Annotated in this window: 28 protein-coding genes and 1 pseudogene; all 29 read left to right on the top strand. The window is 48.8% G+C overall.

The features are described 5' to 3' along the window. The first annotated feature begins 163 nt into the window (after nucleotides 1–163). The 29 genes and pseudogenes from C1714_RS12760 (at nucleotide 164) to C1714_RS14145 (ending at nucleotide 20,857) form a co-directional block, all read left to right on the top strand. A complete protein-coding gene (locus C1714_RS12760; RefSeq protein ID WP_102343585.1) occupies nucleotides 164–493 on the top strand; it encodes a hypothetical protein in 330 nt (109 codons plus the stop codon). Next, nucleotides 493–2,781: a phage/plasmid primase, P4 family gene (locus C1714_RS12755; RefSeq protein ID WP_210115347.1), complete on the top strand. Its 2,289-nt coding sequence runs from the start codon at nucleotides 493–495 to the stop codon at nucleotides 2,779–2,781. Before C1714_RS12760 ends, C1714_RS12755 begins: the two co-directional genes overlap by 1 nt. 128 nt (nucleotides 2,782–2,909) lie before the next feature. Further along, on the top strand, nucleotides 2,910–3,197 hold the full coding sequence (locus C1714_RS12750; RefSeq protein ID WP_102343584.1) for a VRR-NUC domain-containing protein: 288 nt from the start codon (nucleotides 2,910–2,912) through the stop codon (nucleotides 3,195–3,197). Continuing rightward, the gene (locus C1714_RS12745; protein WP_102343583.1) at nucleotides 3,194–3,538 is read left to right on the top strand and encodes a hypothetical protein; all 345 of its coding nucleotides are present in this window, start codon (nucleotides 3,194–3,196) and stop codon (nucleotides 3,536–3,538) included. Before C1714_RS12750 ends, C1714_RS12745 begins: the two co-directional genes overlap by 4 nt. Then, nucleotides 3,535–4,923: a DEAD/DEAH box helicase gene (locus tag C1714_RS12740; RefSeq protein WP_102343582.1), complete on the top strand. Its 1,389-nt coding sequence runs from the start codon at nucleotides 3,535–3,537 to the stop codon at nucleotides 4,921–4,923. The genes C1714_RS12745 and C1714_RS12740 overlap by 4 nt, the downstream gene beginning before the upstream one ends. Before the next feature lie 74 nt (nucleotides 4,924–4,997). Continuing rightward, nucleotides 4,998–5,234: a hypothetical protein gene (locus C1714_RS12735; RefSeq protein ID WP_102343581.1), complete on the top strand. Its 237-nt coding sequence runs from the start codon at nucleotides 4,998–5,000 to the stop codon at nucleotides 5,232–5,234. Continuing rightward, nucleotides 5,231–5,656 (top strand): RNA polymerase sigma factor sigma-70 region 4 domain-containing protein, encoded by a 426-nt coding sequence (locus C1714_RS14505; RefSeq protein ID WP_102343580.1) that lies wholly within the window; start codon nucleotides 5,231–5,233, stop codon nucleotides 5,654–5,656. Before C1714_RS12735 ends, C1714_RS14505 begins: the two co-directional genes overlap by 4 nt. Before the next feature lie 126 nt (nucleotides 5,657–5,782). Further along, entirely contained in the window at nucleotides 5,783–6,175 is a 393-nt protein-coding gene (locus tag C1714_RS12725; protein ID WP_102343579.1) for an HNH endonuclease, read from the top strand. A gap of 84 nt (nucleotides 6,176–6,259) precedes the next feature. Further along, on the top strand, nucleotides 6,260–6,841 hold the full coding sequence (locus tag C1714_RS12720) for a P27 family phage terminase small subunit (protein ID WP_102343578.1): 582 nt from the start codon (nucleotides 6,260–6,262) through the stop codon (nucleotides 6,839–6,841). Next, nucleotides 6,842–8,137, top strand: coding sequence for a site-specific DNA-methyltransferase (locus tag C1714_RS12715; RefSeq protein ID WP_102343577.1), 1,296 nt, complete (start codon nucleotides 6,842–6,844; stop codon nucleotides 8,135–8,137). Continuing rightward, complete coding sequence (locus C1714_RS12710) at nucleotides 8,112–8,399, top strand: hypothetical protein (RefSeq protein ID WP_102343576.1); 288 nt, start codon at nucleotides 8,112–8,114, stop codon at nucleotides 8,397–8,399. Before C1714_RS12715 ends, C1714_RS12710 begins: the two co-directional genes overlap by 26 nt. A gap of 88 nt (nucleotides 8,400–8,487) precedes the next feature. Further along, nucleotides 8,488–9,210, top strand: a complete 723-nt coding sequence (locus C1714_RS12705) for a virulence protein (protein ID WP_102343575.1) — start codon at nucleotides 8,488–8,490, stop codon at nucleotides 9,208–9,210. Further along, nucleotides 9,207–9,431: a DUF4314 domain-containing protein gene (locus C1714_RS12700; protein WP_102343574.1), complete on the top strand. Its 225-nt coding sequence runs from the start codon at nucleotides 9,207–9,209 to the stop codon at nucleotides 9,429–9,431. The genes C1714_RS12705 and C1714_RS12700 overlap by 4 nt, the downstream gene beginning before the upstream one ends. A gap of 1 nt (nucleotide 9,432) precedes the next feature. Further along, nucleotides 9,433–9,618, top strand: coding sequence for a DUF5049 domain-containing protein (locus tag C1714_RS12695; protein ID WP_102343573.1), 186 nt, complete (start codon nucleotides 9,433–9,435; stop codon nucleotides 9,616–9,618). 104 nt (nucleotides 9,619–9,722) lie between these two features. Beyond that, entirely contained in the window at nucleotides 9,723–10,157 is a 435-nt protein-coding gene (locus C1714_RS12690) for a DUF7698 family protein (protein ID WP_102343572.1), read from the top strand. 61 nt (nucleotides 10,158–10,218) lie between these two features. Beyond that, nucleotides 10,219–11,826, top strand: a complete 1,608-nt coding sequence (locus tag C1714_RS12685; RefSeq protein WP_245305140.1) for a terminase large subunit — start codon at nucleotides 10,219–10,221, stop codon at nucleotides 11,824–11,826. 228 nt (nucleotides 11,827–12,054) lie between these two features. Next, a complete protein-coding gene (locus tag C1714_RS12680) occupies nucleotides 12,055–13,239 on the top strand; it encodes a hypothetical protein (RefSeq protein ID WP_102343571.1) in 1,185 nt (394 codons plus the stop codon). A gap of 225 nt (nucleotides 13,240–13,464) precedes the next feature. Continuing rightward, nucleotides 13,465–14,484: an IS1/IS1595 family N-terminal zinc-binding domain-containing protein gene (locus C1714_RS12675; RefSeq protein ID WP_102342984.1), complete on the top strand. Its 1,020-nt coding sequence runs from the start codon at nucleotides 13,465–13,467 to the stop codon at nucleotides 14,482–14,484. 319 nt (nucleotides 14,485–14,803) lie between these two features. Then, a complete protein-coding gene (locus C1714_RS12670) occupies nucleotides 14,804–14,998 on the top strand; it encodes a hypothetical protein (RefSeq protein ID WP_102343570.1) in 195 nt (64 codons plus the stop codon). Between the two features lie 87 nt (nucleotides 14,999–15,085). Continuing rightward, nucleotides 15,086–16,420 (top strand): phage portal protein, encoded by a 1,335-nt coding sequence (locus C1714_RS12665; protein ID WP_102343569.1) that lies wholly within the window; start codon nucleotides 15,086–15,088, stop codon nucleotides 16,418–16,420. Beyond that, on the top strand, nucleotides 16,344–17,180 hold the full coding sequence (locus tag C1714_RS12660; RefSeq protein ID WP_102343568.1) for a head maturation protease, ClpP-related: 837 nt from the start codon (nucleotides 16,344–16,346) through the stop codon (nucleotides 17,178–17,180). The genes C1714_RS12665 and C1714_RS12660 overlap by 77 nt, the downstream gene beginning before the upstream one ends. Nucleotides 17,181–17,198: 18 nt before the next feature. After that, nucleotides 17,199–18,392, top strand: a pseudogene (locus C1714_RS12655) (phage major capsid protein). Nucleotides 18,393–18,423: 31 nt separating this feature from the next. Continuing rightward, nucleotides 18,424–18,699: a head-tail connector protein gene (locus C1714_RS12650; RefSeq protein WP_102343567.1), complete on the top strand. Its 276-nt coding sequence runs from the start codon at nucleotides 18,424–18,426 to the stop codon at nucleotides 18,697–18,699. After that, entirely contained in the window at nucleotides 18,699–19,037 is a 339-nt protein-coding gene (locus C1714_RS12645; protein ID WP_102343566.1) for a phage head closure protein, read from the top strand. Before C1714_RS12650 ends, C1714_RS12645 begins: the two co-directional genes overlap by 1 nt. Next, the gene (locus C1714_RS12640; RefSeq protein ID WP_102343565.1) at nucleotides 19,030–19,419 is read left to right on the top strand and encodes an HK97 gp10 family phage protein; all 390 of its coding nucleotides are present in this window, start codon (nucleotides 19,030–19,032) and stop codon (nucleotides 19,417–19,419) included. Before C1714_RS12645 ends, C1714_RS12640 begins: the two co-directional genes overlap by 8 nt. After that, nucleotides 19,409–19,726, top strand: a complete 318-nt coding sequence (locus C1714_RS12635; RefSeq protein WP_102343564.1) for a hypothetical protein — start codon at nucleotides 19,409–19,411, stop codon at nucleotides 19,724–19,726. The genes C1714_RS12640 and C1714_RS12635 overlap by 11 nt, the downstream gene beginning before the upstream one ends. A 2-nt stretch (nucleotides 19,727–19,728) precedes the next feature. Next, complete coding sequence (locus C1714_RS12630; protein WP_102343563.1) at nucleotides 19,729–20,322, top strand: major tail protein; 594 nt, start codon at nucleotides 19,729–19,731, stop codon at nucleotides 20,320–20,322. Continuing rightward, entirely contained in the window at nucleotides 20,319–20,696 is a 378-nt protein-coding gene (locus tag C1714_RS12625) for a hypothetical protein (RefSeq protein ID WP_102343562.1), read from the top strand. Before C1714_RS12630 ends, C1714_RS12625 begins: the two co-directional genes overlap by 4 nt. Then, on the top strand, nucleotides 20,693–20,857 hold the full coding sequence (locus tag C1714_RS14145) for a hypothetical protein (protein ID WP_167850067.1): 165 nt from the start codon (nucleotides 20,693–20,695) through the stop codon (nucleotides 20,855–20,857). Before C1714_RS12625 ends, C1714_RS14145 begins: the two co-directional genes overlap by 4 nt. Nucleotides 20,858–21,400 lie beyond the last annotated feature (543 nt).

The following is a 21,400-nucleotide window of genomic DNA, read 5'->3' as shown; positions in this document are numbered from 1 at the left end:
TGACTTAGAAGGGCTAATGGCCTTTAGAAAGCGAGGAAATAGCGATGCGTGATCAACAAAAATTCGTATTCCGAGACGGAATTAATGGTCGTATGACTGCAGAGATTAGCAATGCAAAAAAGAAAAGCGTGATGGTGAAGTGCTTTTCAAAGGAGACATTTTAATGTACGAGGTGAAAGAAAGAGAACGCACCGATCGCGGGGAAACGATGCGTACATTCACAAGAGAAGTTGTGAGTGCCAATATCCTCGAAGTAGAAGCCGGGACCACTGGATATCGGGGTGGAGATACAGGTAACGGTGGCAGGACCTATTTCCGGATTTGTGATGAGGCATGCACCGATATGGACGTTCATGTTTTCCATGATCGCTATGGACACGCAACGGGATTTGAAGTTGCGCTCGGTGGTGATTGCGAACTGGAGACCATGATCAAGGCGCTCAAGTTTATTACCAAAGTGCTCGAGGAGGAATCACGAGAGGTTCATGACTGATGATGAAGTTTACGCTGTATACCGCTGATTGCACAGGAAATGAGGCTAACTGCCTCTATCCCCATAAAGTCATCATCAATAGCCCAGAGGAATTTGCATCAGCAGTTGCACGGGATCATGTGACAGCCGCTTACAAGGGTAACTATCGCTCGAATGACAACTTCCTTTCCGCTGATGCGATCGTCTGGGACTGTGACAACGACTTTTCGGAAAATCCGGATGACTGGGTGACCCCGGAGAAACTGGCCAAGGGGGCACTTGCTGACGTTTCCTTTGCGGCGTCTCCAAGCAGGCATAACATGCTGCGGAAAGAGAATTTCTCCCCTCGGCCGAGATTTCATTTAATTGCACCAATCACGATCTGCTCTGATTCCGCTGCTTTTGCGTCACTAAAGAAGGCTGGAATGCAGCAGTTTCCGTTTTTTGACTCAAAGGCTCTGGATGCTGCTCGCTTTCTATATGGAACGAAGGTAAATCCGGAAGATGTGTTCTGGCATGAAGGCGCGCTTACGATTGATGAGATCCTTCCAGAGAAGCCGGATGCAGAAGAAGTGGAGGAACCTTTATATACTGGCGGATCTATTCCGGAAGGCAGTCGTAACAATACGATGTCTCACTTTGCCGGCAGGGTGTTAAAGCGTTTCGGACCAACGGAAAAAGCCTATGAGGCTTATCTGGAGCGCGCCGGTAAATGCGATCCTCCGTTGCTCGCGAAAGAGCTGCGCACCATTTGGCATAGCGCTCTAAAGTTTTACAAGAACAAGGTGGAGAGAAGCGAAGGCTACGTTCCGCCGGACGAGTATGAAGATACCTTTGGCACCTGCTTTTTGAAGCCGGAAGATTACTCCGATATTGGTGAAGCAAAAGTGCTGGCAAAGGAATGCATGAATCAGCTTCGTTTTACGAGCGCTACTGACTTCATTGCCTTCGGTGGAGACCGCTGGTATGAAGACAAGCAGAAATCTCTGGGAATTGTAGAAAACTTCATGGACGATCAGCTTCTCGATGCAACGGAAGCAATCCGCATTGCGGAAGAGAATCTGACCGCGCTCGGAATTCCTGAGGAAGAAGTCAAAGCTAGAAGCAAAAATCTTGCGGCATCCGTCCCTGATAACAAAGTCGGACTTTTCTACGCTCTGGTTGGAGCAGACACTTACAAGAAGTTTGTCATGAAATATCGAAACTACAAGAACATTGTCAACACCCAGAATGCTGCAAAGCCGATGATGGCGCTGGATGTTTCTGAGCTTGATTATGATCCTGAACTTCTAAACACGCCAGATGCCACTTACGATCTGACAAAAGGTATCTCTGGTTGTCATTCACATGATCCGGATGATCTCATCACTAAGATCACGGCATGTTCTCCGGGAGAAAAAGGGAAGGAGCTGTGGATCCAGAACCTCAATCTGTTCTTTTGTGGCGATCAGGAGCTGATTGCTTATGTACAGGCGATCGTCGGTATGGCAGCGGTTGGCCGTGTATATGCAGAGCAAATGATCATTGCTTACGGCGGTGGTGCAAATGGTAAGTCCACTTTTTGGAACACCATTGCAAGAGTCCTTGGAAACTACTCAGGAAAAATCTCGGCGGAAGCTCTCACCATGAACTGCAAGAGAAACGTGAAGCCAGAGATGGCAGAACTGAAGGGAAAGAGGTTGATCATTGCATCAGAGCTAGAGGAAGGGCAGAGACTCAACACCGGCATGGTAAAGCAGCTTTGCAGCGTTGATCCGATTGAGGCAGAAAAGAAATATAAAGATCCGTTTCATTTTGATCCTTCTCATACGCTAGTCCTTTACACAAACTACCTGCCAAAGGTGTCAGCCAATGATGACGGAACCTGGCGCAGATTGATCGTGATTCCCTTCAACGCAAAAATCACCGGAACCTCCGACATCAAAAATTACTCTGACTATCTCTTTGAGCATGCAGGTCCGGCAATTCTTTCGTGGATCATTGAAGGCGCAAAAATTGCAATTCAGAAAGGATTCAAGATCGAAGAGCCGAAGGCAGTCAGGGATGCCGTTGATAAGTATCGCGAAGACAATGACTGGCTTGGTCAGTTCATCGACGAGTACTGCGATGTTGATCCGTCATATTCAGAAAAATCAGGGGACCTGTACCAGCAGTACCATGCGATCTGTTTCCAGAGTGGCGAGTACGCAAGGAGCACAACAGATTTCTATGGCAATCTGGAAAAGGCAGGATATCGGCGGAAAAAGACAAAATCCGGGATTCTCATCTATGGGCTGAGGCTCAAATCAGGTCAGGATTTTCTGAATTAAATCAAAAGGTGCAGGTCGAGAAGGTCTATATATAAAAGTCCCTATAGAGGATTTTCATAAAAATATTTATATAGAGGTTTTAAGGGTTGACCTTCGAGACCTGCACCTTTCTGCTTTTAGGAGAAGGTATGAGTGAAAAAAGCATTGAACATCGCTTAGTTGTGATGGTAGAGAGGGCGGGTGGAATGGCACCAAAGTTTGTTTCGCCGGGCATGGCTGGCATGCCAGATCGTATCGTTTTGATGCCGGGTGGGATGATCGGATTTGTCGAAGTAAAGACACCCGGCAAAAAGCCTAGAAAGTTGCAATTGAGAAGGCATGTCCTCCTTCAAAATCTTGGCTTCCAGTTATTCGTTCTAGACGATCCGGAAGAGATACCCGGCATCATTTCTGCGATCAAGGAAGGTAAACGATGATGGGTACGATTATAAAACTGAAGGATGGATCACTGGAGACGATCTTTAACGAAGAAGATCTGATACGTCTCATCGAAGAACATATGGGGCGGGAGATGAAGGAGGCCGTCATCCAATGGGTGAATGAAGTTGAATTGGCGCATGGTGACGACGAAGAATGCATCCACGAGCTGAACGAACTGATCAGTGAAGACCGTGCACACCATAAAGAGATGATGAAGGAGATGGATGAGGTTTCTGCTGTGCTTGCGACTCTCATTGCAGAGCCGGCGCAGGACCGGAAAGCTATCTCTGAAGTTGCAGGAAAACTACGGAAAATCATCAGAAGGGAGCGCCGATGAATGAACTTTCAAGATCAGACCTGCATGATTATCAAAAATACTGTGTGAAGTTTGTCGAGAACCATCCGGAAGCCCTGTTGATTCTCGAGATGGGACTTGGAAAAACAGTGATCAGCCTAACGGCTATTGCAGATCTGATGTTTGATTCCTTTGAGGTCAGGAAGACTTTGGTGATTGCACCACTCCGTGTTAGTCGTGACGTCTGGCCAGAAGAAAAGAATCTCTGGTTTCACACACAGGATCTGCGGATGTCAGTGATTATTGGCAGCAGTAAAGAGCGAGTCAAGGCACTCAGAGCAGATGCTGATATCTACGTGATTAATCGGGAAAATGTGAAGTGGCTAACTGATTTTCTGGAATTACACAAAATCCCGTGGCCATTCGATTGCGTTGTGGTGGATGAACTCAGTTCCTTCAAGAACTACAAGAGTCAGCGATATAAGGCACTCCGCAAAGTCCGTCCGTACATTAAGCGGATCTGGGGACTTACCGGAACGCCGGCAAGTAACGGTCTTCTGGATCTCTGGGGAGAAGTGGCCATCATTGATCAGGGTAAACGCCTTGGGAGATTCATCGGCAGGTACCGGGAATCATATTTTAAGGCAGGAAGTATGAATCCTTACACCGGAGTGGTCTATACCTATGTTCCGTTGCCCGGTGCAGAGGATGCGATTTATCAGAAGATTAGTGACATTTCAGTTTCTATGAAGGCAAGAGACTTTCTTCCGGATCTGCCGAAGTGCGTGACAGTAGATCACATGGTCGAGATGAACCCGGAAGAAAAGAAACTCTACGAGGAATTGAAGAAAGAGCTTGTTCTTACGATTGATGAGAATGAAGTTGATGCTGCCAATGCAGCTGTTCTTTCCGGCAGACTACTTGAAATGGCTAATGGTGCTGTTTACAACGAGAACCATGATGTGATGCGGATTCATGATCGAAAGCTTGAGATGTTAACTGATCTCATTGAAGAAGCGGTCGGGCAGAATGTCTTGGTTGCATACTGGTATCAGCATGATCGCCTGCGCATCATTGATTATCTGAAAGAGAAGGGGATTGCTGTACGGGACCTTAAATCATCAGAGGATGTTGCCGATTGGAATGCAGGAAAGATACCAGTCGCTCTGATTTCTCCTGCATCTGCCGGACACGGCTTAAACCTGCAGCGTGGCGGTCATATTCTAGTCTGGTTCTCCCTCTGCTGGTCTTTGGAGATGCGGCAGCAAACAGACGCGAGACTCAACCGTCAAGGCCAGACCGAGGTTGTAACCATTCATAACATCGTGACGAAGGACACGATTGATGAAGACGTGCTGAAGGCACTGGAAGATAAGAACGCCACACAGGAGAATCTGATCCGGGCAGTGAAAGCACGGCTTTCCTAATAACAATCAGAGTAAATTAATGCCAAACATATGCCAATCCATGGTTGCGAAAAAGAATTTCAAGGAGGCTGCATATGAACAAGAACCACGGGTTTGATCCATATGAGGATCTTGCGACTGCCATTGTGGCGCAGGCAGCAAAAGATTACCTGTCTGCGCTGAAGAGACTAAAGAAAAATCCGGGTAATGCTATGGCTATGGAAGATGCCATACGGCTTGAGAGTTTCTTCCATTCCAGTTTGTACAATGATCTGACAAGTGTTGATTCAGATTATTTGATTCAGCGGTTAAAGGAGAAGGTGGCAGCATGACGCCAAAGTCCTATCTCAATCAGGCGTATCGCTTGGAGCAGAGAATCCGTCTGGATGCGGAAGAACTGGAAAATCTGAAAGCAATGGCCGCATCTGTTGGCAGTCCTGGCTTTGAGGAGCATTACAATCAAAATCATCCAAATGATGCGTCCTTTGTACAAACGCTAAATCGCATCTGGGAAAAGGAAGAGAGAGTAAATGATGAACTCTGTCTTCTCCTGCAGCTTAAGGACGAGATCGAGTCTGTAATTGGACAGGTAGTCAATATGGATGAACGGTTGATTCTAACGTATCGTTATTTGAAGAATTATACATGGATGCGAATAGGCGATGAGCTTTCTGCTGATGAACGCACGATACGCAGATGGCACAGCAGCGCGTTGTCCCATGTAAAAGTTCCGGAAAACCCTACAATTATATAAATGCGCCGGAAATGTCCGGAAATGTCCGGGTGCCATATATGATATGGTATAGTCGCAAGAAAGATAGAGTGAAGCCTCGAAGGTCAAAACCCCCGGGGCTTTTGTTATGCACGAGGAGGTGGAGCGATGCCGATGAAACCAAAACGACCATGCCGCTGGCCCGGATGCGGAAAGCTCTGTGAGGATGGGAAGCAATACTGCCCAGAGCATCAGAAGCAGATGGACGAGCACTACGACAGCTTCACGCGCGGCTATGACGGTTCCAAGCGCTATGGCAGCCGGTGGCGAACAGTTCGCGCGCGGTATGTTCAGAAACATCCCTTCTGTGAGGAGTGTCTGAAGCAAGGGCGCTATGTCGCAGTCGAGGAAGTTCACCACATCGTTCCGCTCTCGGCAGGCGGGACGAACGATGAAAGCAACCTGATGTCGCTCTGCCGTTCCTGTCACGAGAAGATGCATCAGAAGATTGGCGACCGCAGGCCCCCAGGGGCGGTGAAAATCTCTGAAAGCGCTTTCTGAAAACACCGGCGTCCCCTCACGCGTGCGTTTTTTCGGGTTCAAACGGGGGATAAACCCCGCCAACTCTAGAAAGGAAGTGAAACGATGGCAAAAGATGGAACCTACCGCGGCGGGCGAAGAATCAAAGCCGGAGGTAAGCCCACACCGGCAGCGGAAAAGATCGCAAACGGGAAAACAGCTCAGGTCATGAGCAACGACATTCCGGATCTTGATCCCAACGAGCTCGATGCCGTCGATCTTCCGGAAGGCGCAGTGCTGGAAGGAAACGACATGCCTAAGCCCGGCGAGTACCTGTCCGCAAAGCAGAAGAACGGAAAGCCGCTCGGCGCGGATGAAATTTACCGTGAAACATGGTTATGGCTGAAACGGCGGCATTGCGAGAACCTCGTCAATCCCCGTCTCATTGAATCCTACGCACAGAACTTTGCCCGCTATATCCAATGTGAGGACGCGATCAGCACGTATGGACTGCTGGGTAAGCACCCGACTACCGGAGGCGTGGTGACATCACCGTTTGTTCAGATGGCAAGCCAGTTCCAGCGTGCGGCAAATTTGATATGGATGGAGATATTCGACATTGTGAAACAGAACTGCACAGAAGAATATGACGAAGGAAATCCGAATGACACGATGGAGCAGTTACTTCGCTCAAGGAGAGAACGATAAATGGATACAGTAAAACTTGAACAGGTCCCGATTGAGAAACTGGTGCCATATGCCAGAAACGCCCGGACACACAGTAAAGAACAGATCGCTCAGCTTCGCGCATCGCTGCGGGAGTTCGGCTTTGTTTCTCCTGCCGTGATTGATAGTGGCTACAACATCCTTGTGGGTCATGGACGAATTCAGGCGGCCCGTGAGGAAGGATATAAAACGGTTCCCTGTGTGTTTGCAGAGAACCTGACGGAGGCCCAGAAAAAAGCGTACATTCTCGCCGACAACCAGCTGGCGCTAAACGCGGGATGGGACGAGGACATGCTTTCGGTCGAATTATCGGATCTGAAGAACGACTCGTTTGATCTCTCCCTTCTGGGCTTTGAGGAATCCGATCTTGAAAAGTATCTCAATCCGGATGATGAAGATGCTGAGCAGGACGATTTCGATGTAGACACGGAACTTGCAAAGCCATGTTTTTCCAAAGCCGGTGATATCTGGCATCTGGGAAGACATACTGTGATCTGCGGTGACTCCACCAATCCAGACACATACACACATCTGCTGGAAGGAAACAGTGTAAATCTTGTCTGCACCGATCCTCCCTACCTCGTGAACCTTGAAAGTACATCCGGCAAGATCAAAAATGACGATCTGAACGATAAGGACGGCTACGAGTTCTTAAAAAAGGCCTTCTGCTGTTTCCATGATGTAATGGCAAAGGACGCATCGATTTATGTGTTCTACGCTACAGCTAAGGCGCGCATCTTCCACGATGCCTATGAAGATGCAGGATTTAAGGTTGGGGCCGGTCTGGTCTGGAAGAAGGACCGGCTGGTACTTACCCGGACAGATTGGAAATACATCCATGAGCCCATCATATGGGGCTGGCGAAAAGACGGAAAGCATCAATGGTACGGTGATCAGAAACAGGTCACCGTTTTTCAGTTCGACCGCATCAAGAACAGCAAAGAGGACGGATTCGGACATCCTTCAAGCAAGCCGGTACCATTGATCGCTTATCTGATCAGGCAGTGCACCCAGACGAACGGTCTGGTGCTGGACGGGTTTCTGGGTTCTGCCTCAACTCTGATTGCCTGCGAGCAGCTGGGACGCGTCTGCTATGGCGTGGAGCTGGAGGCGAAGTTCATCGATGTAGCGGTGAACAGATACATCCAGTTGAAGGATGGATCCGATACGGATGTGTACCTGATCCGCAACGGGAAACAAATATCTTACGGGCAGGCAATAGAACTCATGGAAAAGGAGCAGGAGAGGAACTGTGAACGCGGAGGAACGGCTTCTTGAAAACGGCTATGAAGACGTGAAATACTTAACGGATTATAGCTATGACGATGCTCTTATCGGTGTAACCGACGATAACAGAGCCGTCTATGATTACGATCTGATGATTCATTGGTTAATGGAAAAAGAGAACTGGCCCATGGAAGATGCGACCGAATGGATCAACTACAACACCATACGGGCACTTCCTTACATGGGCGAAGATGCGCCAATCATTCTTAATCGGCTTGAAGATGTAGACATTCATGCCGTTTCAGAAACGTGATTGCTTCTAATTATTTCACTCGAATCTTGTTGCTATTTGAAGCGTACAGAGTGATGTATGTACTACCAAAACAAAGGAGGCACATACCATGAAACTCACATTCAACGTAACAAAAGAAACCAAGAAAGCATTTGTAAATGTCCTCGCGGAGATTACCGGAAACAAGGCGGTCTACCAGTTCACGCCGACTTATGCTTACGCAATCGGCGATCTCACCGTCAACCGGGACGCAACAGTAACCGCACCGGATGACAGGGACCTCAGCTCCGTGCTTGCAGCGCTCAGCGCCATGGGCTACAAGCTGATCGAGAGTGACAATGGTGAAACAACAGCCGAACAGGAGCCAGAGGCTGAAACGACGGAAGATCCAGCGGAACCTGAAACCGATGAATCTGGAATTACGGAGTATACGATCTCCCTTCCACTTGCATCCGCGAATGTTGGAACGCTGACAAACATGATCAATGCAAAGGAAAGCCTGATCAAAAAAGCGCTTGGCATTACAGATACACGCATCAACGTAACGGAAGAAAAGATTGAATTTCCATGGTTTGAGCGGGAGCTTTCTCCAGAGGAAGTCCACGCCTACACCACATTCCTTTCCCTGCTCTGCAAGCTCTCGAAAGAACTAAAGCACGCAAGCAGCCGGCCGGTTGAAACAGATAACGAAAAGTACGCCTTCCGCTGCTTCCTTCTGCGGCTTGGATTTATCGGCGCAGACTACAAGGAAGATCGTAAGGTCCTGCTTCAGAACCTGACCGGCAGCGCTGCCTTCCGCAATGGTGCTCCGGTAAAGGAGGTACAGGCATGAGGATAGTCACTGATAAAGTACTGGCTGCTTTGCGAGCCAAATTTCCAGAGGGCACCCGGGTCGAGCTGGTTCAAATGGATGACGTGCAGGCTCCACCGATCGGCACAAAAGGAACAGTCTATGGTGTTGACGATACCGGCTCCCTTCTTGTTGACTGGGACAATGGCTGTGGGCTGAACGCAATCTTCGGTGAGGACATCGTTCAGAAGGTGGTTGACTGATATGGACGCAAAGGTCAAAGAACAGATCATGGCAATCCACGATACCGGGCTGACGAACATGTTCGACCTACCTACCGTTCAGCGGCTCGCCTTCGAACGAAACTACTTCGAACTGGTGCTCTTTCTCGAAGACCACCGGGAAGAATACATCGACTTTATCCTTCATGGCGACAACGAATCCTCCTGATATTTCTGCGAATGATCCGCTGATATTGCTTGCTATATTCCCGACACAGAGTGATTAATACACATGCCAAAGGAAAGGCACACAAAGCCAGGAGGAATAAAGCCATGACGAACACATTCGAGAAAACCTACAACGCAGTTCAGACCGCAAAGAAAGCCTACAAGGAAGCCACCACAGCAGAAGGCAGAGACGCCGCAAGAGAGATGATGGAGCAGGCTGAGGATGCCATTGTCGAGATGGGCGACATTGCCTGCACGATCTGGAGAGCTTACCGGAAATCAAAGGAAAACGAGAACCCGATTCTGAACTTTGATGACATCATCTGGGATCGCGATGTGAAAGCCCTGACCACCTGCATGAAGGAAAACGGCATTCACTCCTTCACCTACTCCTGCCGGGCAACGGATGCAGTTGAAACACTCTGGCTGTTCAAGGAATCCGGATGCACGATTGGCGAGATTGTTGAAGTCAACCTTCGCAAAGGTTTCAGCGGCAAGGGTTACGAAACAGGGCACGCCTTCAAGATGATTCTGAACTGAAGAAGCCGAAATCAAGGAGCCGCAAGGCTCTTTTATTCTGTAAAGAAAGGAGGATCGCCGAATGGCAATGCGAAAACTGAAAAACTATCAACCGACACGCTTCATGGCAGAGACGTCCTCCTACAACAAGGACGCCGCTGACTATGCCGTCTTATTTATCGAAAGCCTGCGGCATACCAAGGGCAGCTGGTATCGAAAACCGTTCGAGTTAATCGACTGGCAGGAGCAGATTATTCGGGATGTGTTTGGAATCCTCAAGCCTAACGGATACCGACAGTTCAACACGGCCTATATCGAAATTCCAAAGAAACAGGGAAAGTCAGAACTGGCCGCTGCGGTCGCTCTTCTTCTTACCTGCGGTGATGGCGAGGAACGCGCTGAGGTTTATGGCTGCGCTGCGGACCGCAATCAGGCAAAAATTGTCTATGACGTTGCGGTTGATATGGTGCGCCTCTGCCCCGCTCTTGATAAGCGTGTGAAGATTCTGGAATCCCAGAAAAAGCTGATCTACCTTCCGACCAACAGTACCTATCAGGTGCTCTCCGCCGATGTAGCAAACAAGCATGGATTTAACACTTCGGGTGTGATCTTTGATGAGCTTCACACCCAGCCGAATCGAAAGCTCTACGATGTTATGACGAAGGGATCCGGTGATGCCCGGACCCAGCCGCTGTACTTTCTGATTACAACGGCAGGAACGGATACCAACAGTATCTGTTATGAGATTCATCAGAAAGCCCTTGATATCATCGAAGGCCGTAAGATCGATCCCACGTTCTATCCGGTGATCTATGGGGCAGATGAGTCAGACGACTGGACGGACCCCGCAGTCTGGAAAAAAGCGAATCCCTCGCTTGGAATTACTGTGAGTATCGATAAGGTACAGGATGCCTGTAACTCAGCCAGACAAAATCCCGGTGAGGAAAATGCCTTCCGTCAACTGCGACTAAACCAATGGGTTAAACAAGCCATCCGATGGATGCCAATGGAAAAATGGGATGCCTGTGCATTTTCCGTTGATCCCGAGGATCTGGAAGGCCGCGTCTGCTATGGTGGCCTGGACCTGTCGAGTACAACCGACATTACAGCCTTTGTCCTCGTCTTTCCACCCAGGGATGAAACCGACTGCTATGTGGTTTTACCCTACTTCTGGATTCCTGAGGACAACGTGGATCTTCGTGTCCGACGGGATCACGTTCCCTACGATTTATGGGAAAAGGAAGGCTATCTGGAAACAACGGAAGGAAACGTAATACATTATGGCTTCATCGAAAAGTTCATTGAGCACCTTGGAGAAATCTATAACATCCGTGAGATCGCCTTCGACCGCTGGGGCGCCGTCCAGATGGTGCAGAATCTTGAAGGCATGGGGTTTACCGTGGTTCCCTTCGGACAGGGATTTAAGGACATGTCCCCGCCAACCAAAGAGCTGATGAAGCTGGTTCTGGAAAAGCGAATCGCCCATGGCGGCCACCCGGTGCTGCGCTGGATGATGGATAACATCTATATCCGTCGTGATCCGGCGGGCAACATTAAAGCCGATAAAGAGAAATCCACGGAGAAGATTGACGGTGCGGTTGCGATGATCATGGCCTTGGACCGGGCAGTACGGGGAGGAAATGACGATGGTGCTTCGGTATATGACGACCGTGGAATTCTGTTCATCTGAAATTGTCTACAGAAAAGCCGAGTTGAATAATATTGACCTCTGCAGATGTTTATCAAATTGATGGGCCTCGTACAAACATGGCACATATAACATACAGTTTTCCATATGAAGCTCGCTTATAATGAAGTCTATAGAGGAATGCGCAGGCCATGACTTTTTACTTACAGGAAATTCATTCGATAGTTTCTAACAGAGGTAGGAAGCAAGGGACGGCAGCAGGGAAGCAGTATGCGGAAATTCTTAGATGGCGAATTCTTAAGTAAAAATCTAACGAAGGAAAAATATTTGGAATTTCTTACCAACTGGGCTGAAGATCTCCCGGACCTTCCGCTCTGTGAAGATATTGGAGATGATGTAGTCCTTGCCCCGCCGTTTGATTATGTTAATAGTGAGTATCGTTTTCGAGGTACCGAATTTATGAATTGCATCGCCACGCGCCTCGAAATTCCAACTTCAGCAGGAGTTTGGCGATTCGACTTTGTCGCTTCGGACCTTGAAACAGATGATGCTTATATCACAATGAACGTGGAAATACTTGACGATCCTGCTAACACAACTAAGCGCGATCTCACATTTTCAATGCCGCCCGCATTATTTAATACGCTTTCCCGCATGGATTTTCTTATAAAGTACTCCGATCAGCCAATTGCGTACAACAATGATATTAACGAACTCTTTAAAGATATTAGTGGTTGGACACGTGATCAATTCGATGCGGACAATGTTTCCTATCCAGTAATTGTTTATATTTCAAAGAATATAGCCCACTACTTCATCGATGAAAAAGATTACTACTTCTTCCTTGAATTGCTCTCCATTGCACTCTCCGGATTGGCATCGGTGGTATTTGACTGCAATCCCAGGAATAAGATTTTTCAAAATTCTTTGATCGCTATTGAACAGAATTCTTATCGAGTTGTATATACAACTGACCAGATCAATCTTGATTTAGAGAAGGCTGGCCGAGATCACTTTAATACGGAATTGGTCACTAACATCACTACACTTCTTGTTGAAAAATATTATTGTGGCAGGAATTATGCTAGCAATGCTTTATTAACATTCAATTTCATTCATTCAAATTACTTATATACAAGGATTCTCAAGACTGAGAGTGCCATTAAAACGTACATTGAAAGAAATTCTGACCACTGTTTTAAAGGGTTCGAAATGACCTGGCACAAAGCCATGGAAATGGAAGATGATCTTGAGAAGATTAAGGCTGATATTAGAGATCTAAGAGATATTTATCGGGAAGACGCGAATACATATTCAACAATTGCGTTGGACAACGACAAATTAAGAGATGAATTAAGTAAAACGCAGTATTTACTGGAAAAGGAAAAAAGAAAAAATCCCTTTTTGCACAGTGTTGGTGAAGAACCTATAATTTGGATAGCCCGACGGGGCTAGAAAGCTAAAACGCTTTGGTAAGTGGTTCTGAGTTAGCTGTGGTAGGCCTCCTCATGACTGCTTACTTAAGNNNNAAAAATCCCTTTTTGCACAGTGTTGGTGAAGAACCTATAATTTGGATAGCCCGACGGGGCTAGAAAGCTAAAACGCTTTGGTAAGTGGTTCTGAGTTAGCTGTGGTAGGCCTCCTCATGACTGCTTACTTAAGCATTGAGGTCTACCACCGATGTATAATCAATCGCTTACCTCCTCCAGGCGACGTACGCCCTGGGATTATAAGGAGAGTCTTTCGCCGTACGAGCAGTTCATTAAGGATCAGTATGTGGAAGTCTTTGATCGCAGGCATCAGAGCCTGATAGAATCCGGAGAAGCAGAGTTTCTGAATGCATTTCAGGTCTTTCAATGCAGGCATTGCGGATCAGAAAACTTCATCAAGTACGGTCATACTTCAAATGGCGTAAACAGGTATCTTTGCAAAGATTGTGGAAGGACATTCACCATCACAACCGGGACCATTTTTGAAGATCATAAAATACCGTACACAGAATGGGTTGAGCAGCTTCTGAGAATTATCGGTTATGAAAGTATGAGTCTTGCCTCAAAGAATGGCCGTAATTCCTTCACAACAACGAAGTACTGGGACGCGAAGCTGTTCAGAATCCTGGATAACTATCAGGAGAACATTGTGCTGTTCGGAAATGTTCAGATCGATGAAACATACTGGGATCTGGGAAAAAAGCACAGGCAGCTGATTGACGGCAAACAATACAGAGGCATATCCAGAAACAAGATGTGTATCGCAATTGGAACTGATGGCACGCAGACAATTACAATCTACGAAAACCATCAAGGAAAGCCTACGAAAGAGAGTACCTGGAATGCCTTCAACCAGCATATTCAGGAAGGTTCAGTACTGATCCATGACAGTGAGCGTTCACATTCAATTCTGGTATCGGATCTGAACCTTAAAGAACAGAAATATAATTCACGAGATCTGATCAGACTGGACGATAAGGACAATCCTCTCAGAGAAGTGAACCATGCATGTGCTCTGCTGAAAGCTTTCCTAAGATCACATTCCGGTTTTGAACGTGATGAACTGCAGGGATATCTTGATCTGTTTGCATTTCTGATGAATCCGCCTGCAGAACCGCTGGAAAAGGTCAAAGTGCTGCTGGTGAGCTCACTATATATCCCAGAAACGCTCAGATATCGAGATTACTATTCCGTAGAACCGCATGACTAAGCGGTTCTAGACTCAGGTTTACCAACACTGTGCAAAAAGGGATTTTAAAAAGAAAAACTCGTAATGCTTTTGCAGCCTTGCAGAAAGAAGACTAGTCTTCCCTGGGTAGCCATTGGCATGTCATACAAGATGACAGCAAATCAGGTTACAGCCAAGGCACAATTCTGTTCATCTGAAGTTTTCCATGGCATTGTGGAAAGCTAATCGGAATTGTGGAGAAAGCCAGCTGAACATGAGCTGATACCGTTATAAAAGCTGGACAGTTTTGAGACTCTTCCCTCCTGCTCAATCTGCCACAATACTTGTGGAGGTATCACCCATGAACAGAATCACAGGATCACAGGCAGCGGAAATGGTAATACGAATGCTCGAAGATGGCGAAGCAGAAACACTGGAAGAAGCGATCAGCGTGGTTTTTGAAGTATCCGATGCCATCAACCGTGCAATAGATGCCGGCGTTCCGGAGAAAAAAATCAGATCCATTCTCAACAACTCCGTTCTACCGCTGAGCTGAAACCGGACGGCATCTCAGCGTCAATATGTATCACAGGTATGGCACAATCCGCCATGCCTTTCTTTTTACTCGAAAGGAGAACATCACATGAGCGTCTTTTCAAAGCTGTTTGGACCACGGGATAGGCCGGCAGATTCAACCAACGGCTCAGGCTATCGCTATTTCTTCGGTGGAACATCCTCGGGAAATACCGTAACAGAGCGCTCCGCCATGCAGATATCCGCGGTGTATGCCTGTGTCCGGGTTCTCTCGGAAGCGATTGCCAGTCTGCCGCTTCACCTTTATGAATACGAGGCTGACGGAAGTAAGACAAAAGCGCTGAAGCATCCTCTCTACCCGATCCTGCACGATGAACCGAATGAGGAAATGACCTCGTACATCTTCCGGGAGACGATGATGACGCACCTGCTGTTATGGGGCAACGCCTATGCACAGGTGATTCGCAACGGGCGCGGGGATGTGGTCAGTCTCTATCCCCTGATGGCAAACCGGATGAAAGTAGATCGTGATGCCAATGGCCGCATCTATTACGAGTACCAGATGAGCACATCTGACGCTCCGACGATGAAGCCGGGAACGGTCCGACTGAAACCGGGTGAGGTGCTGCACATCCCCGGACTTGGCTTTGACGGTCTGGTCGGCTACTCCCCCATTGCGATGGCAAAGAACTCCATTGGCATGGCCATGGCAACGGAAGAATACGGAGCGTCCTTTTTCAAAAACGGAGCGAACCCTTCGGGTGTTCTTTCAATGCCCGGAACCGTCAAGGATCCGGAGAAGATCCGTTCCTCGTGGGAGGCAGGCTTTGGAGGCAGTAAGCGGGCGAACAAGGTAGCCATTCTTGAAGAAGGAATGACCTATACCCCGATCTCCATTTCCCCCGAGCAGGCGCAGTTTCTGGAGACACGCAAATTTCAGCTGGATGAAATCGCCCGCATCTTCCGAATTCCGCCACATCTGATTGGGGATCTCGAGCACGCAACTTTCTCAAACATTGAGGAGCAGTCATTGGAGTTTGTCACCTACACACTGGAGCCGTGGATCATCCGCTGGGAACAGTCGATGCAGCGGACGCTTCTATTGCCGCAGGAGAAAGCGAACTACTTCATCCGCTTCAACGTGGATGGACTCTTACGGGGTGATTACAATAGCCGGATGAGCGGCTATGCGACCGGTATCCAGAACGGTATCTATTCCATCAACGATGTCCGCGGTTTGGAGAACATGGACTTATTGTCGGAAGAAGAAGGAGGCAATCTCCATATTCTCAACGGCAACGTGGTGAAGCTGGCCGATGCCGGCTCCGCTTATATGAGAAACACAGAATCAGGAAAGGAGAACTCAGATGAATCCGAACAGGAAGTTCTGGAAATGGGTAACAAACGAAGTACCCGTTCCGGGAAAGCCGGAAGAAACAAGTGAAGAAAGGACGTTATTTCTGAATGGAACAATCGCGGAAGAGTCGTGGTTTGACGATGAGGTCAGCCCGGCTCTTTTTCGATCGGATCTGGAAAGTGGAAGCGGCGACATCACCGTCTGGATCAACAGTCCCGGCGGGGATTGCTTTGCGGCCGCAGAAATCTACAACATGCTGCGGAACTACAAAGGAAAGGTCACGGTCAAGGTCGATGGCCTTGCGGCGAGCGCGGCATCGGTCATCGCGATGGCCGGGGATGAAGTGCTTGTTTCGCCTGTCTCGATGCTCATGATCCACAATCCGAGCACCATCGCCATGGGAGACAGTGCAGAAATGCAGAAAGCGATCCGGATGCTGGATGAAGTTAAGGAATCCATCATCAATGCCTATCAGACCAAAACCGGCCTGTCGCGCAACAAGCTCTCGAAGCTGATGGATGAGGAAACATGGATGAACGCCGGCAAGGCGGTAGAGCTTCATTTCGCAGACGGCGTGATCAGCCGGGACGAGCTGTATGGCTCTGCTCCGTCACCAAAAAGTGAACCAGATTCCAACGGTGATCAGGACAGCGACCAGAACACGAACGGACAGGAGAGCGAATCCGCTGTCGGTATGCTGTTCTCCCGCTATCAGATCGCAGCGGCGATCAACCGGAAGCTGTGTGATTACGTCAAAGAGCACCCGTCTGCTCCAGAACCAATCCAAACGAAATACCGTATCGAGGATCTCGAAAAGCGTCTCGATCTGATGAAACAGTTCATTTAACACAAGGAGGAAAAGACAATGAACGTACAGGAACTTATCAACAAGCGCGCAAAGGCGTGGGAAGCAGCCAAGGCCTTCCTCGACGCGCACCGCAACAGCGATGGCCTTCTTTCCACAGAAGATGGTGAAACCTACGATCGCATGGAGAAGGAAATCACCGATTACACGACAGAGATCGACCGTCTGAACCGGCAGGCAGCCATAGACGATCAGCTGTCGAAACCGACCTCGTCCCCGTTAACTGGCAAGCCCTGCGTGGATGTGCATGCCGCACTGGAAAAGAAAGGTCGCGCTTCGCACGCGTATGCCACAGCCATGCTGACTTCCATGCGTACCGGATTCCGTCAGGTATCCGACGTGCTGGAAGAAGGCAACGACGCCAATGGCGGCTATTTGGTCCCGGAGGAATGGGACTCCCGTCTGATTGACAAGCTGGGCGAAGAAAATATCTTCCGTGGCCTTGCGACGACCATCACGACCTCTGGCGAGCATAAGATCAACATTGCCGCAACGAAGCCTGCTGCGGCATGGATTGAAGAAGGACAGGCGCTGACGTTTGGCGAAGCCACCTTCGATCAGATCGTCCTCGATGCGCACAAGCTCCATGTGGCAATCAAGATCACCGAAGAACTGCTCTACGATAACGCCTTCAATCTGGAAAGCTAAATCATCGATCAGTTTGGCAAGGCAATCGGTAACGCGGAAGAAGATGCCTTCCTCAATGGCGATGGCAAAGGCAAGCCGCTGGGTATTTTCGCTGCCAACGGCGGTGGACAGAAGGCCGTCACGCTGGATACGGCGAAGATTTCAACCGACGACATCCTGACACTGATCTACTCCCTGAAGCGTCCGTACCGCAAGAGCGCAAAGTTCATCCTGAACGATCAGACGCTTGCCGTGCTTCGCAAGCTGAAGGATGCCAATCAGGCATATATCTGGCAGCCTTCTTATACGGCAGGAGAACCGGATCGCCTGTGCGGCTACGAGGTTCTGACGTCGGCCTACTGCCCCGGGCTGGAAGCCGGTAAGAACTGTATCGCCTTTGGCGACTTCTCTTACTACAACATTGGCGACCGTGGTGTACGCTCCCTGCAGGAACTCCGTGAGCTGTTTGCCGGTAACGGAATGGTGGGCTACGTGGCCAAGGAGCGCGTTGATGGCAAGCTGGTGCTGCCAGAGGCTGTCCAGCTTCTTGGCGTTAAAACGGCCTGAGCATTGAATCGCATAGAAAGGAGGCGGTGGAATGACGGTTTCACTGGATGAAATGAAGACCTACTTGCGGGTGGATGGAGATGAAGAAGATGCGCTGATCGCGTCAATGATCCAAAGCGCGGAAGCTCTGTGCGGTGATATCCTGCGGTCCGATACCGATGGCGTGTTAGCAGACACTCCTGCGGTCCGTGCAGCCGTCATGTACACCGTCGCCTATCTCTTTGAAAACCGTGAGGACCCAGACTACCATCAGTTAGTTTTGATGTTACGTGCGGTGCTGTTTGGTGAGAGAAAGGCGGTGTTCTGATGGATATCGCCGCTTTAAATCAGCGCGTTACATTCCAGAAGGCTCATATTGTCACAGATAAGAACGGCAATCATCGAACCTTCTGGGATGATGCCTTTACCTGCTGGGCAACAATCGGATCGGAAAGCGGAACCGAAAAGGACACCGCCGGTCAGACCATCCCAAGTGATACGTTCTCTGTGACCGTCCGCTGGTATTCGCTGACATCCCAGGTGACAAGTGACCATTACCGGATCGTTGTAAACGGCACGCCGTATAACATCCTTGGTGTCGATCATCTGAACTACCGGAAACACGCAGTGAAGTTCCATTGTGAGAAGGAGCCTTCCCATGGGTAACTGGAAGGTTTCGATCGATGAAATGGATCAGGCGATCAACGAACAGCTTCAAAAATACACCGGTTCCGTCACCAAGGACATGAAAGACAGCCTTCGGGAGTCGGCAAAGGAAAGCCGCAAAGACATCTCGCGTAACGCACCTGTTCGTACCGGCAGGTATAAAAAGAGCTGGGCTGTAAAGAAGATCGCCGAAAACAGTACCAGTCTGGATCTGGTGGTTCACTCCAAAAACCGCTACCAGTTAACGCACCTTCTGGAGTTTGGTCACGCGAAACGTAATGGCGGACGGGTTGAAGGAAAGCCGCATATCCAGCCGGCAGAAGAAGCCGGCAAGAAGAAACTGGTGGAATCATTAAAGGAGAAAGTCCGGAATGAAAGCTGAAGACCTGAAGGCGCTGGCGGAAGAAACAGGTTTTCCTTCCGCGTATGACCACTTTGCGGAAGGTGAAACACCTGATCCGCCGTTTCTGATTTACCGCTTCAATGGCTCCGATAACTTCGCAGCAGATGGGATTGTGTACTATCCGATCGACGAAGTGCATCTGGAGCTCTACACAAACCGGAAAGATCCGGAGTCCGAATCTGCAATCGAGGCCCTGCTGAATAAGCACGGCCTTTTTTATCAGAAAAGCGAAGTATGGATCGCTGAGGAACTTCTGTACGAAGTGCTTTATCAAATGGAGGATTGAACATGAGTTCGAATAAAGTCAAATACAACCTCTGCAACTGTCACTGGGCAGCGTTAACCGTTGGAGAGGATGGCACGCCAACCTATGGCACTGTGAATCCCCTGCCGGGTGCGGTGTCGTTAACGCTCAGCCCCAACGGGGAACCGGATCCGTTTTATGCGGATGGCGTGCAGTATTACGTTGTGAATAACTCGATGGGATACGACGGTGATCTGGAGATCGCGTTAATTCCGGATGAGTTTCGCGCGGAGATCCTGAAGGAAGTCAAGGACAGCAATGGTGTGCTGGTGGAGAACAGCAACGCCGAAACCGGCAGCTTTGCACTCCTGTTTGAGTTCGATGGTGATCAGAAGAAGATTCGCCATGTTCTCTACAACTGTTCTGCATCGCGTCCCAACATTGAAGGCGCAACCAATACTGAGACCAAGGAAGTCAAAACCGAAACGCTCTCCCTGAAGGCGCGCCCGTTAGCCGATGGCCTTGTAAAGACAAAGACCACGGCAGACACGGCAGAAGCTACGTATACCAGCTGGTACAAATCCGTGTATCTTCCCAAGATCACGGAAGCATACACTTCTGAAGGTGCCGGCGCATGAGTCTCGAAAAGACAATCACGATTGACGGCAAAGTGGTGAAGTTCAAAGCCTCTGCCGCCATCCCGCGCCTTTACCGGATTCAGTTTGGCCGCGATATCTACCGGGACATCGCTTCTTTGGACAAAGCGATGAAAAAATCCAAACCCGAGCATTCCGGACTGGATCTTCCATCCCTTGAGGTGTTCGAGAATATCGCCTACATCATGGCCCGCCATGCCGATCCTGCGGTCCCAGGTTCGGTAGAAGACTGGCTGGATCAGTTCAGCACGTTTTCCATTTACGAGATCCTGCCGCAGTTGATCGAGCTGTGGGGACTGAATGTAGAAACCCAGGTGGAAGCTAAAAAAAACAGCACAGCATTTCTCGTGAAATGACAACCCCGCTGTTTCTGCTGCGGTGCGTGGAGCTTGGCCTTTCCCTGTCGGATCTTGACCTTCTGACCATTGGAATGGTCAACGACATGTACTGCGAGAAGAACAATGATGACTACGACTATCCTGCTGTCGCTTCGCAGGACGATATGGACAAATTCTAGGAGAAACAAAAGGGTGAAAAAGATTCATCCCGTCAGACTTAGGGAGGAACCTACGTCAGGGATGTAATAACCTTCTATGAGGCAACACGCAAAAAGCTGAATGCAAGCAAGGCATGGTCGGCCTGCTGGCACACAGCTTTTGGCAATTGTTTCTAGCTTCTCATACTCTGGATGATTGAGGCTATCCATTGAGCACCGGTTCTTCCGGTTGCAGCTAACAGAATGCCATTTATGACAAACCACGCCACAAGGAAGGCAATGACAGTAATGAAGAATGTTTTCTTTCCTGACATGATGATCCTTTCTGTACGGGAGATGATCAAATCATACTTGATTTGTCATTAAAATACAGGCCTATGCAGGATCCATATTTATGATACGTGCAGATTTTTTTCTCCGCTACGGCGTTCGACACGTCATAGAGAAAAAAATGAGGAAGAAGAGCAAGCAGATCACTCTGTTTTACCAGAGCCCCTCATCGGGAAGTCCACCGCCCTTCTTCCTATAAAGAATATATAGCATATTTTCCATATCCGGTCAATA

The sequence above is a fragment of the Galactobacillus timonensis genome (assembly GCF_900240265.1).
GTDB lineage: Bacteria > Bacillota_I > Bacilli_A > Erysipelotrichales > Erysipelotrichaceae > Bulleidia > Bulleidia timonensis.
This window is presented reverse-complemented; position numbering and strand designations above follow the sequence as displayed.